This window comes from Candidatus Nitrosopumilus sp. (assembly GCF_965223225.1).
GTDB lineage: Archaea > Thermoproteota > Nitrososphaeria > Nitrososphaerales > Nitrosopumilaceae > Nitrosopumilus.
The window spans coordinates 1-11,131 of the sequence record NZ_CBDCVU010000001.1 but is presented as its reverse complement, the minus strand read 5'-3'; the positions used below and the strand labels follow the sequence as shown (position 1 = coordinate 11,131).

The 11,131-nt window shown below is 37.6% G+C and carries 15 protein-coding genes; 4 read left to right on the top strand and 11 right to left on the bottom strand.

Going from position 1 to position 11,131, the window contains the following annotated elements:
• Positions 1-142: 142 nt before the first annotated feature.
• From ACOQN3_RS00075 to ACOQN3_RS00045, 7 genes are all read right to left on the bottom strand, one after another.
• Entirely contained in the window at positions 143-1,537 is a 1,395-nt protein-coding gene (locus tag ACOQN3_RS00075) for an NAD-dependent succinate-semialdehyde dehydrogenase (RefSeq protein WP_420544461.1), read from the bottom strand.
• A 73-nt stretch (positions 1,538-1,610) separates the two neighbouring features.
• Positions 1,611-2,666: an alcohol dehydrogenase gene (locus ACOQN3_RS00070; protein WP_420544460.1), complete on the bottom strand. Its 1,056-nt coding sequence runs from the start codon at positions 2,664-2,666 to the stop codon at positions 1,611-1,613.
• The gene (locus tag ACOQN3_RS00065) at positions 2,663-3,082 is read right to left on the bottom strand and encodes a hypothetical protein (RefSeq protein ID WP_420544459.1); all 420 of its coding nucleotides are present in this window, start codon (positions 3,080-3,082) and stop codon (positions 2,663-2,665) included. The genes ACOQN3_RS00070 and ACOQN3_RS00065 overlap by 4 nt, the downstream gene beginning before the upstream one ends.
• A gap of 150 nt (positions 3,083-3,232) precedes the next feature.
• A complete protein-coding gene (locus ACOQN3_RS00060; protein WP_420544458.1) occupies positions 3,233-5,188 on the bottom strand; it encodes an NAD(P)/FAD-dependent oxidoreductase in 1,956 nt (651 codons plus the stop codon).
• 152 nt (positions 5,189-5,340) lie between these two features.
• Positions 5,341-5,730: an ArsR/SmtB family transcription factor gene (locus ACOQN3_RS00055; protein ID WP_420544457.1), complete on the bottom strand. Its 390-nt coding sequence runs from the start codon at positions 5,728-5,730 to the stop codon at positions 5,341-5,343.
• A gap of 100 nt (positions 5,731-5,830) precedes the next feature.
• Positions 5,831-6,583 (bottom strand): ZIP family metal transporter, encoded by a 753-nt coding sequence (locus tag ACOQN3_RS00050; RefSeq protein ID WP_420544456.1) that lies wholly within the window; start codon positions 6,581-6,583, stop codon positions 5,831-5,833.
• Between the two features lie 104 nt (positions 6,584-6,687).
• Positions 6,688-7,122, bottom strand: coding sequence for a DUF6659 family protein (locus ACOQN3_RS00045; protein WP_420544455.1), 435 nt, complete (start codon positions 7,120-7,122; stop codon positions 6,688-6,690).
• A gap of 187 nt (positions 7,123-7,309) precedes the next feature.
• Here ACOQN3_RS00045 and ACOQN3_RS00040 point away from each other — a divergent pair, with 187 nt between their 5' ends.
• Positions 7,310-7,450, top strand: a complete 141-nt coding sequence (locus ACOQN3_RS00040; protein ID WP_420544454.1) for a hypothetical protein — start codon at positions 7,310-7,312, stop codon at positions 7,448-7,450.
• A gap of 169 nt (positions 7,451-7,619) precedes the next feature.
• Positions 7,620-7,781 (top strand): hypothetical protein, encoded by a 162-nt coding sequence (locus ACOQN3_RS00035; RefSeq protein WP_420544453.1) that lies wholly within the window; start codon positions 7,620-7,622, stop codon positions 7,779-7,781.
• A 90-nt stretch (positions 7,782-7,871) separates the two neighbouring features.
• Here the strand turns inward: ACOQN3_RS00035 and ACOQN3_RS00030 are convergent, their stop codons facing one another.
• Positions 7,872-8,084, bottom strand: coding sequence for a hypothetical protein (locus tag ACOQN3_RS00030; RefSeq protein WP_420544452.1), 213 nt, complete (start codon positions 8,082-8,084; stop codon positions 7,872-7,874).
• A gap of 487 nt (positions 8,085-8,571) precedes the next feature.
• On the opposite strand from ACOQN3_RS00030, the gene ACOQN3_RS00025 reads away from it, so the two are divergent.
• A complete protein-coding gene (locus tag ACOQN3_RS00025; RefSeq protein WP_420544451.1) occupies positions 8,572-9,138 on the top strand; it encodes an NADPH-dependent FMN reductase in 567 nt (188 codons plus the stop codon).
• Between the two features lie 191 nt (positions 9,139-9,329).
• Here ACOQN3_RS00025 and ACOQN3_RS00020 read toward each other — a convergent pair whose 3' ends face one another.
• The 3 genes from ACOQN3_RS00020 to ACOQN3_RS00010 all read right to left on the bottom strand — a co-directional run bounded on the left by ACOQN3_RS00020 (position 9,330) and on the right by ACOQN3_RS00010 (position 10,753).
• On the bottom strand, positions 9,330-9,704 hold the full coding sequence (locus ACOQN3_RS00020; RefSeq protein ID WP_420544450.1) for a nuclear transport factor 2 family protein: 375 nt from the start codon (positions 9,702-9,704) through the stop codon (positions 9,330-9,332).
• A 47-nt stretch (positions 9,705-9,751) separates the two neighbouring features.
• Positions 9,752-10,225, bottom strand: coding sequence for a VOC family protein (locus ACOQN3_RS00015; protein WP_420544449.1), 474 nt, complete (start codon positions 10,223-10,225; stop codon positions 9,752-9,754).
• Between the two features lie 111 nt (positions 10,226-10,336).
• A complete protein-coding gene (locus ACOQN3_RS00010; protein WP_420544448.1) occupies positions 10,337-10,753 on the bottom strand; it encodes a DoxX family protein in 417 nt (138 codons plus the stop codon).
• Between the two features lie 88 nt (positions 10,754-10,841).
• Between ACOQN3_RS00010 and ACOQN3_RS00005 the strand changes: the two genes are divergently transcribed.
• Positions 10,842-11,048 (top strand): hypothetical protein, encoded by a 207-nt coding sequence (locus ACOQN3_RS00005; RefSeq protein ID WP_420544447.1) that lies wholly within the window; start codon positions 10,842-10,844, stop codon positions 11,046-11,048.
• Positions 11,049-11,131: the final 83 nt, after the last annotated feature.

Sequence of the window (11,131 nt, the reverse complement as noted above, 5' to 3'; positions counted from 1 at the left end):
AACTTTATCTTGTGTTTGTGTAGCGTAGAAAATACGCCTGCCTCATATGCCCCTAACGAACCCCCTCCTTGAAGAATAAGCATAGTTTCAAAACCTTGTGTTTTTTCTTGATATCTGTCAGTTTTCTTGTCAGTCATTTTTCCTACTCCACGTAGTGGTGAGATACAAGATCATCATAGAACCGAATAGATTTGACGCTGACAAACTCCAGCATCCCGTACCTTGAAAGCTCCCTTCCAAATCCACTGTTTTTTATCCCGCCAAACGGAATTCTAGGATCAGAGACGACGACATTATTGACACTAACAATTCCAGATTCAATTTTGTCGGAAAGAACTTCGGCAGTTTTGAGATTCTCAGTCCAGATACTTGCACCCAGACCATACTTGCTATCGTTAGCTAGTCGGATGGCCTCGTCCTCATCTTCTATTATCGTTATTGGGGCTATGGGACCAAATGTTTCCTCGCTTGCAACATCCATGTTATCTTTTATGTCTGTCAATATTGTCGGTTTGTAAAAATAACCTTTGCCGTCATGAAGCTGCTCTCCCCCTGTCAAAACATTGCACCCTTTCTTCTTTGCATCTTGTACCATTTCAGATATGCGGTCTAGTGCATCTTTGTTCACAAGCGGTCCCAAGTCAGAGTTTTCAGATAACGGATCACCTACCACAAGCTTTTCTGTTTTGTGGATAAATTTTTCTGTAAACTCTTCTGCTACTTCCTTTGAAACGAAAAATCGTTTTGACGCAATACAGCTCTGTCCGCAGTTGATGAACCTGCCTTTAACTGCACCATCTGTTGCCTTGTCAATGTCTGCATCATCAAGTATGATAAAGGGATCGCTTCCGCCCAACTCTAGGACACATTTTTTTAAATTGGCAGAAGCTCTTTTGCCAACTTTTGCTCCTGCCTTTTCACTTCCAGTAAATGTCACCGCATTGATGTCCGAATCAATCAAAGTTGTCGCAGAGTCGGAATTTCCTATCAGGGTATGAAATATCCCTTTTTTTGCATCAATTTCTTTGAATGCATTTTCAATTTCAATTCCAGACTGGAGGGTTGCGCTTGCGGGTTTTAGCACAACCACATTACCTGCCATAAGGCTAGGCGCTGCAAATCTTAATGCCTGCCAGTAAGGAAAGTTCCACGGCATTATGCTTGCGATAACTCCTAACGGCTCAAACTTTATTGTGCTTTTTCTTGCATCCGTGTTTAGTGTCTCTTCCTGAAGAAAGATTTGGCCATTGTCTGCATAAAACTCCATGGCCCATGCACACTTTTCAACTTCTGATTTTGACTCTTTGATAACCTTCCCCATCTCGTTTGTGGCAACCTTTGCAAGTGTTTCCGAATTTTTTTTGAGGTATTCTGACATTGCGTGAAGTGTATTTTTTCTTTCCTCGTCTGCGGCCTTCCATGAGTTAAATGCATTTCTCGCGTCATCTACTGCCTGTTTTATCTGATTATTTGTCACTACTGTAAAAGTGGAAATCTTTTCTTCCGTTGCCGGATTTGTAGTGGTGATGGTTGCCATAAGTCAGATTACTTGTCCACTTTTTTGGCAATCACAAAAATGAAAATAAATGAAATTCGTCATGGCAACAACACTATGGCTTAAGTACTGCTCTTCCAACTATGTTACCATCATTTAATTCGTTCAGCGCTTTTGTGGCATCTTCAAGCTTGAATGTCTTTGACACGACCGGATCCACCTTGTTTCTTTTTACCAGATCAACCAAGTCGGCAAGATCTGCAAGCCTTCCAGTGTATGATCCAATTATGGTATGGCTCTTCATTGGGAGCAATGGAAGGTTTATCTCAGCAGAACCTCCAAAAAGACCAACCAGAACAAGCCTCCCTCTTTTTTTCAGTATCTCCAAATCGGCTTCTACAGTTTTTGGTCCGTTCACAAAATCAATAATGGCATCAGGTCCCAGTTTGTTATGGGTCAGTTCCTTTACTTTGTCCATAAAATTATCTGATTTTGAGCTTATTGTGTAATCAGCACCAACCTCTGATGCTTTTTTCAGGCGATCATCATTCAAGTCTATGGCAATGATTGTCGGATTAAACAAGGCTTTGGCTATCTGAATTGCGGTTAGTCCTAACCCGCCAATTCCAACTATTGCCAGACTCTGTTTTGGGGATACTTTGGAATTCTTTACTGCATTGTATGCCGTGAGTCCGGAACACGCAAGGGAGCACACTTTGTCCGAATCCATGCCTTCAATGTCGACAAGATACTTTTCATCGGGGACAAGGACCTTTTCGGCATATCCCCCATCTTGGTATATTCCCAGAGATTGAGGATCATCACACACATGCTCATCACCTACCTGACATGCAGAACACGTACCATCACCTATCCAAGGATACACCAAGACATGCTGGTTTTCTTTGAATTTAGATACGTCTTCACCCACAGACTCAACGGTTCCTGCTATCTCGTGGCCCATTGTCAGGGGGAAATTTACACCTCTGTCTTCTACCTTCATAATTTTGCCATCTTTTCCTTCGTATCCTCCTTGCCAAACGTGAATGTCGCTATGGCACACACCTGATGAATCTACTTTTACAATTACTTGCCTTCCTTTGGGTTTCGGAACTTCGATCTCAGTTATTTCCAAGTCTTCTTTTGGTTTTATTACTTGGGATGCCTTCATGTCTTACTCTTTTCTGATTTAAAAAACGGATTTGACTCAAACATGTTTTTCCATAGTTCCAAGACATTTCCCATTCCATCATTCCAAACCTTCATGGAATTTTCTGACTCTTCAACACTTTTCTTGAAATTTTGGGATTGGAATTCCAAGGCTTTAGTCATCTCGGAGATTAAGTTGTTTGTGATTTGAAACACATAGTCATTCATCGCAGAACTCTCGAAATTTTTTTCAAATATTTTTTTGTCCTGTAAAAGTCTGTCCATGAATGATTTGTTTGAATTCAGGAATTTTATCTGAAAATGTGAAACTGTTTTATGGTAATCCTCAATTATGTTCTCCATTGTTTTGTAAAAATTCTCCACATTCTTTTTGTATTTTGGATCAAAGTTATTTTCTTGGGATTTTTCGTTGGACAATTAACAGCAAATATTTTTTTTAATAGATAAACATATTTCCAAATCCAAATATTATTTTTACTTACACTTCAAAACAATGTGATGTTTTGTAACATTTGTTTCAAAAATGATTTCTGAATTTATTGCGTCAACAAACTATGTTCGCATTGTTTACAGAGTCTGTTTTTCATCATAGTTATTCAATCGGGTTATGTCCCGATGGGAAAACAGATCAAGAAACCAGTCAACACCTATCCTTATCTTCTTTTCCAAAGTGGGAATTGCAGAAATATAGTATTGCTTCCATACAAACCAAGCCATCAGTCCCTTCAATCTGTTTCCAAATATGATGGCGACTGCATTTTTTTGACCAATCTTTGCCATGGTACCTTTGGTGCTGTGTGAAAAAACAGAGAGGGGCTTATTTTTACTGTCAATTAATAAAATTAAGTTCTTGGCAGCAATCTCAGCTTCAGCTATTGCATGTTGAGCCGTAGGTGGATACATTTCTCCAGTATCGGAGTTCTGGATGGAGGCACAGTCACCAATTGCAAAGACATCAGGATAATTTTCAAGTTGAAGGTGTTGGTTTACCTTGATTTTGTCTTGGTCGTCCTTTTTGCAGTCAAAGTTCTTGAAAACGGGATCCATTCTCAGTCCTGCAGCCCAAATTATTGTGTTGCAAAAGATTTTTTCATTATTGTCAGTTTCAACAAAATTATCTCCTACATTTGTGGCCTTGGTGCCTGTAATGATGGTCACATTGTTTTTTTCAAGTGTGTCCTTAGCATATTTTCCCAAAACTTCTCCAACCTCAGGTAATATGATCTTGTCTGCTGCAACAAGCATAACGTTTAGTTCGTCAAGTTTTATTCTACGATAAAACTTGCTTACAGATTCTCGCAGAAAATCGTTAAGCTCTCCAATGGTTTCAACTCCTGAAAATCCTCCCCCTACAACAACAAAAGTCAGCAGCTCTTTTCTTGTTTTCTTATCTTTTTCATGTTCTGCACTTTCAAGGCATTCGATTACGTGGTTCCTTATCTTTATGGCATCAATCATCGTTTTTACAGACAACGAGTTTTGTTGGATTTCTTTGTTGCCAAAGAAATTTGTTCTGCTGCCTAAAGATATAACCAGATAGTCATACGCAATTTGAGATTGTTCTGACTTTTTATTTTTGTTTTTGTTTAGAAAAACATTTTTTCTCTCAAAATCAATCTCAGAAACCTTAGCTTGCAAAAATTCTGCCCTCTTGCAAAATGTTCTAACTGGAGTTGAAATGTGTCTTGGCTCAACAGTCCCAGTTGCCATCTCTGGGAGCATTGGGGTAAAGAGAAGAAAGTTGTTCTCACTTATCAGCATGATGTTGATGTTTACATTGTCTTCAAATTTCTTTTGTACTTTTCTCAAAACATGAACACCTGCAAACCCCCCTCCCAATATGACAATTTTTTTCATTTCAGGGGATGGGCTGTCATGCACATACTTTTGATGATGTTCCCAGGTGCTTATCTTTGAAAACTCAATATTACAAACGTGACACAGATAATTTGCTCCAAACTTACGTGTAAAAAAAGAAGATATGGTACCAAGGGCAATCCCCCATATGAGATGCATCAAAAAAGAATCACGTAATTGAACCAAAAGTCCCTCTTCTATCTGCTGTATTACCATGTCATTAGATAGGTCTGGATTGGTTTTTGTAAGAACCTCGACTGTGGTCGGATTCAACAATACCTGAGTTACAGGAATTGCAAATACAATGAATACGACAATTCCTGAAACAATTCCGTACATTATTCCACGGGAGATTTTCGAAAGATTGAACCTAACTATCCTGTGCAACATTATTCCGGTGACTATTCCAATAGCTGTTGCAACAAAAAGATGTAAAATAAAACCAATCATTGGATCTGATGAATTTACAACATCTGCCATCACAAGCAGTGTAGTCAAATAGGAGGAATCGCCTACAATATCGGAAAATATTCTGGGAATGTGCATGGTAAATGCACCCACAACAGAACCGATTGTTACAAAAAACACTTCTCTTTTTAGAGAAAAGTTCACAGTTGGCTTGTCAACTGTATTGGCTGATCTGTGATTGGTCCTATGTGTTCCCATCCTGAATTTCTGCATCTATAGTTTAAACCATTTTTTCCAAATTCTTGGAAACATTTGACATTTTTTGAAAGAAATACAACTGGAAACAGTTTCAAAAGATTTATGCAAACTATGGATTAAGATTTTGTTTTTAACACTTTTCCTAATGTGAGTTATTCAATGTAATTTTTTTCTGCTGCTTCAAGTTTTGCTTCAACTTTTCTTATGACCTCATACAAAGTGGGCAAATTGGATTTAACAATTTCAGAAGGAGTAAATACGTCACCATAACCACTTCCTTTTCTGACAACCAAATTGTGGTTTTCCAGAATTTCAAGATTGTACTGGACAGTTTTGTAATCGATTCTTAGTTTTTTTGCTATGTCTAATGTATTCAAAGAAGATCCCACAATCTCACATAGTATTCTTAGTCTGGTATATCTTCCACCCATTCCAGTAAAAACAGAGGAGAATATTTCATTTGCATGCTTGTCTATTTTGATGTTCTCAAGATTTGGAACATCCCTGAATATTTTTTTCTTGCATAGAGAATCAAATGGCACGGAAAATCAGTCTCAATATTGTATTTAAATCAAATACCAAATTCTGATTTTTACTTATATTACACATCACGTTACAAATCTGTAAAATATTACCTTCTATTCACATGTCTGGATAAACATTTTGAATGATCATGATAAATGAAATGAGAAATCCTGCTGCAGTTGCCAATGAGATCAACGATCCTCCAAGTTTGAATACTTCTGGCATCATGGTTTCAGCAAGCATGCCCAAAATTGCTCCTGCTGCAAAAGATAACAGGATAGCTACAGTTGCATCATCTACTCCAGATAACAACATAAATCCCAATGCAGATGCAGTAACATTTGATGCTGTTACTATTCCCCATAATACCAAAATACGATTAGAGTTCTTTTTGTAAATCTTCATGATGTTTGAACCTGCAAGTGCTTCTGCAAAGTTGGAAATCGCAATTGCAATGACCAGAGAAAATCCAATAGTACCTGAAATCAATATTGTTACTCCGATAGACAGGCCTTCTGGAATGTTATCTAGCAGTGAACCAAGCGCAAGTGACAGACCTGAACCCTTTGTGGGTTTGTTCTCGTCTTGATTTTTCCTCTTGATGACGAATTTCTTTATTATGAGCCTGTTCCCAAATCCAAAGATGACGACTCCTATAGCAAATCCGATAGAAACTGGAACTACTCCTCCAAGATGGTATGCCTCTCTCATCAAAGAAAATGTGATTATCGAGATGAGACTGCCGCTTCCTACTGCCATAATAATTGCCACGATTTTTCTGTCTATCTCCAAAAATCTTGTAATTGTTGCACCAAGTATTAATGGGATGCTGCTTGCAAAGGACCATACTATGGCATTCTCTAGACTCAAAATCCTTGATACTGGATAATATTCATAAAAGAACTTTGTTCTAAATTCAATCCTTTCAAATTATTTTATGATTTTAGATATATGATGTGAAGTGTGCTAATCGTTCATACAGTCATTTTTGGTTTTTCATCAAAAATGTCATGGGATTCAAAAATACTGGCAACCATTTTTATAATTTGTTCGATACTGGCATTTCGTTCTGCCGATATCAATGCAAGATGATTGTATTTTGGTATAGGCATATTGATCAGAACTATGTTGTCACGATAAGTTACAATGTGATTGACATTCCCAAGATTCTCGTTGAATTCTCCTTTCATGGATACCTCCAGTCTTGATTGCATATACAGCATTTGTCTTTGGTCATCATTGTCCAATGGTTTTATGTTGTCTTTGAAACCTCCAGCCACAATCTTGCCCATGGTGTTTATTATGCCACAAAATCTTATTTTTGGCTCATCACTTATCTTGTTGCAGATCTTTTCAAGAACTTTAATTTGTTCAAAACCTAAAGAACCTGTACCATTCAAGCCAATCAAACAATGTTACGTAATCATAAAATAAAAAACTGTTCCCAACTTTTTTTGTGTTTATCAGTTATTGCAAGTAGTTAGAATATTATCAATTGATTAAAAAACACAAATGTTTGCGAGAATTCATAATCTAATTTTTTCCAAACCAATCATTTGGAAAAAATGTTAAATGAAATTAATTTTCTTTGTTGACATGGCAAACATAGAATCGCCAAACAAAGCCAGTTTAGTTTTCAAGACTCCCGCATCAAGTAACATTGCAAACATTGGAGTCCTGGCAATCTTAGAATCGGAATTGCGTTTGGTTTTCTTTGGGCAAGTAGTGGAAAACTAATGGATCCGGACAATGTTTGGTCAGAAACGTTGCAAAAGATGGCTGGGAATGGATCCGGCAACAGCTGTCAGCATGGCAACATTGATTGGTTCCTTAGAATTAATTTCCGGAATTCTGATTCTTGTAGGCAGTAATAACTAGGCCTGCAGCAGCATTTCAGATCATTGTTTTGGTTGCAGCAATGATAATGTTTGGGTTTGACTTTACAAAGGGTCCTGCCATATGGAAAGATCCTGCATTGCTGGGCGCAGTAATCATGTTGATTCTTTATGGAGCAGGGAAATTCAGCATTGATTACAAGATTGGAAAAATACTGAACGGACAAACATGAAATTAGGGATTGTTTGTCTCTCATCAGGAAGAGTACAAATTCATTTTACAAGAAATTCACTGCCTATGTAAGAGTCTAGGGGTACTTTTGCTAGATTCTTCCAGGATGGGATTTTCTTTGGGTTATCAGCTTTTGGCTGCGGGTAGGCCTTGCTTGTTTTGCAACCTTTCCCTTGTTCAGGCTTTTGCCTTGTTTTTGCAGTTTTCTCCTCCCTTTGATCCTCATCTTTTGGTTCTTTTGATCGTCTTCTATCTTCTCAATTATCATCTTTAAAGTGTCAATCTCTTTTTTGGTTAGATTCATACTTGACAGAACAAACCATAGTAAATAAAATTAATTAAGATTCTATCACCTTGATTTCATTATCAGAAAAATCTTGTCAAGACTTTCCTGGTTTTTGTAGGTAGTACAAGCAGACATGGTGTCAAATTACTAATTCTCTTAATCTGAATTCTGAAATCATATTTTACAGTTTTTTTATTGTACAAAAAATTTAAAATCAAAAAATTAGATGCAACCTGTTCTAAATATTTCTCTTCTTCAAACATCACTACTAGTTTCTATAATAGCTGAAAATCTATTCTATAGTTCATTATTTTAGGTATGATTAGAAGAGAGAAGATGTTTTAGACAATCTTACAAAAGATTGCAGATATTTTTTTCCACGTGGGTCTTATTTTACTGCCTAATCTGTAATCAAAAACAGTATTATTTTCTTTAAAAGACTTTTCTTGATTTGAACCTTATTGGGAAAATCTTTATGGCATAAATTATTAAGCTAATTTCAGATTTGAATATTGCGATAATTTTAGGCTCTGTCAGACAAGACAGAAACGGTGCCAAGGTAGGCCATTGGATTACAAAAAAGATTTCAGAACGAGGTCACAGAACAATGGTAATTGACCCTATGCAATTGGATTTGCCCATCCTAGACAGAATGTATAAAGAGATGAAAGAGCCCGAACCAAAATATAAAAAACTGCATGAGATGATATATTCTGCTGATGGGTATGTTCCAATAACGCCTGAATACAACCATACTGTTTCGGGGGCCCTGAAAAATACGCTAGACTACTGTTTGGAAGAATATTTTTTCAAGCCTTCTGCAATAGTTTCATACTCTGTCGGTTCTTTTGGAGGAATAAATGCAGCGCAGCATCTACGCCAGATTTTTGCAGAGCTTGGGTCGCCTTCCATTCCATCCTCGCTTCAAATATCTAAGGTGAATGAAGTATTTGATAAAGATGGCAATCTGTTGTCCCAAGAATATGACAAAAGAGTTCAAAGATTCCTTGATGAGTTTGATTGGTATCTAGAGGCGTTCAAATCGCAAAGAGACAAAGGTGCCCCATACTAGCATTTTCAACCATATCATACCTTATCTTCATTTTATCAAGCTGTTTTTTTATAATCAAAAATCCCCCTATGCCACGTGGGTCCAGTTTCTAACTTCCTAACTATATCCCCAGCACAACTCTCATGGGGATATAGTTAAGCAGTGATTTATGATACCCACGTGGAAATTTGAATTGGGAGAAAATACTGAATTTAATACATTGTGTTATAGTTGGCGCTCTTCTTTGGAATCTGCTGAATTGAATCCCAGTGCTCCACAATCTTTCCGTTCTCATCAAATTTGAAAAAATCCATTGTTACATACTCATCATTTCCAGGCCATGTTTGGTGCGTCTGTAACGCAACCAGTTCTCCTTCTGCAACAACCCGTACAAACTCTATGCTCTTTTCAGGATATTCTTTTGCCATGCGTTCAAAATATTTGATGAATCCATCTTTCCCATCTTCTACATCGGGATTGTGTTGAATGTATCTGTCACCAATAAAATGGTCAACTGCACCACGTGGGTTTCCCTCATATGCCATTTTGTAGAAAGCAACTGCATTCTTTTTGTTTTCTTCAAGCATATCTGAAATCTTGTTTAGTTTTATAAAAATAAAAAATAAAAAAATGATTATTGCGAACCGTGTTGCTTTGACATGTATTCTTCGGCAGCCTTGCGCATTTCCTCAGGAGACAGGTCTTTCTTGTGAGTTGATACCATCCATGAGTGCCCGAATGGATCAACGACGCTTCCACATCTGTCACCCCAAAATGCATCCATCATTGGCATTGCAGGTTTGGCGCCAGCTTGGACTGCCTGGTTGTATATTTTGTCTGAATCCTCCACATACAGATGAATTGTAGTTGATGTTCCGCCCACCGTGGTGGGGGCAGTGCAGCCCATCTGTGGAAACTCGTCAGACATCATTACAAAAGAATCTCCAATCTGAATCATGGCATGCATTGTCTTGCCATCGGGTGTTGGCATATGGTAAATTTCTCTTGCGTCAAATGCCTTTTTGTAGAATTCTATTGCCTCCTTGGAATTGCTTAGAACAATTGACGGGGTCACAGTATGAAACCCATCAGGTATTGGTTTTGTCATGAATGAAAGTTTGTTGTATACATTAAAAGATTTTTTACCAAATTGGCAATGATCTGATTGTAGTGTTTCTAAAAAATTAATTTTTGATTTTAATTTATGCAAAAGAGAATTTTATTGCAGGTATCTTGGAACCTTTTTGAGAATATATGATATTGATATTCTTCCAGGTCCGATTACTATTATGACTAGACATCCTGCCAAGAGCAGTATGTCAAGCTCAGTTCCTCCTCTTCCCGTAAAGCTTTCAGCCCCCTTTACGAGAAATATCGCACCAAGCATCACAATGGACAGCAAAGACGCCGAAATTCTAGTCAATCCTCCAAGTATCAAAAGCACTCCTGGAACAAATTCTGCCAACGCTATCGGGATCTGCATTTCTGCTGGCAGTCCCATGTTTGGAAGGTTCTCTGCAAATCCTGGGCCAAACTTTCCCAGCGAATGCATTATGAAAATCATGCCTATTGTAATACGTACACCAAAATGTGCAACGTCATGAAGTATTGTTTGTCGTATTATTGCTTCAGCCATCTGTTAACAGGAATTAGTTTTCAGCATAAATTCCATTTGGCACAAAAATACGTAATCCTTAAATTTTAAAATCGCCTATTTTTATGAGATGAACAAAAGTGTAATGATGTTCTCCATGGTAGTTGCCTTGGCTGCAGTGTTTGCTATTGCGTCTCCTATGGACACTGCAACAGCACAGACTTCTGATGTTATGCCTGATGGTGAAGGCGGAGATTATGAACGTGGAGAAGGCAAGGAAGGAAAATCCTGTCCTAGCAAGGAAGGAAAGATGCAGAACACAGAGCATCTGACTTAGACTGAAAATTACCTCTATGTGTTTTATTTTATTTTTAATTTCTTTAAACTGTGATTAGGCAAAATCTGTCAAGAGAATATGGT

Excerpts from the sequence above, each read along its gene's own strand:
- ACOQN3_RS00015 (WP_420544449.1), bottom strand. The coding sequence starts at position 10,225 with ATGACAAAACCAATACCTGATGGGTTTCATACTGTGACCCCGTCAATT.
- ACOQN3_RS00030 (WP_420544452.1), bottom strand. The coding sequence starts at position 8,084 with ATGAATCTAACCAAAAAAGAGATTGACACTTTAAAGATGATAATTGAG.
- ACOQN3_RS00040 (WP_420544454.1), top strand. The coding sequence starts at position 7,310 with ATGGCAAACATAGAATCGCCAAACAAAGCCAGTTTAGTTTTCAAGACT.
- ACOQN3_RS00020 (WP_420544450.1), bottom strand. The coding sequence starts at position 9,704 with ATGCTTGAAGAAAACAAAAAGAATGCAGTTGCTTTCTACAAAATGGCA.
- ACOQN3_RS00010 (WP_420544448.1), bottom strand. The coding sequence starts at position 10,753 with ATGGCTGAAGCAATAATACGACAAACAATACTTCATGACGTTGCACAT.
- ACOQN3_RS00070 (WP_420544460.1), bottom strand. The coding sequence starts at position 2,666 with ATGAAGGCATCCCAAGTAATAAAACCAAAAGAAGACTTGGAAATAACT.
- ACOQN3_RS00060 (WP_420544458.1), bottom strand. The coding sequence starts at position 5,188 with ATGGGAACACATAGGACCAATCACAGATCAGCCAATACAGTTGACAAG.
- ACOQN3_RS00075 (WP_420544461.1), bottom strand. The coding sequence starts at position 1,537 with ATGGCAACCATCACCACTACAAATCCGGCAACGGAAGAAAAGATTTCC.
- ACOQN3_RS00005 (WP_420544447.1), top strand. The coding sequence starts at position 10,842 with ATGAACAAAAGTGTAATGATGTTCTCCATGGTAGTTGCCTTGGCTGCA.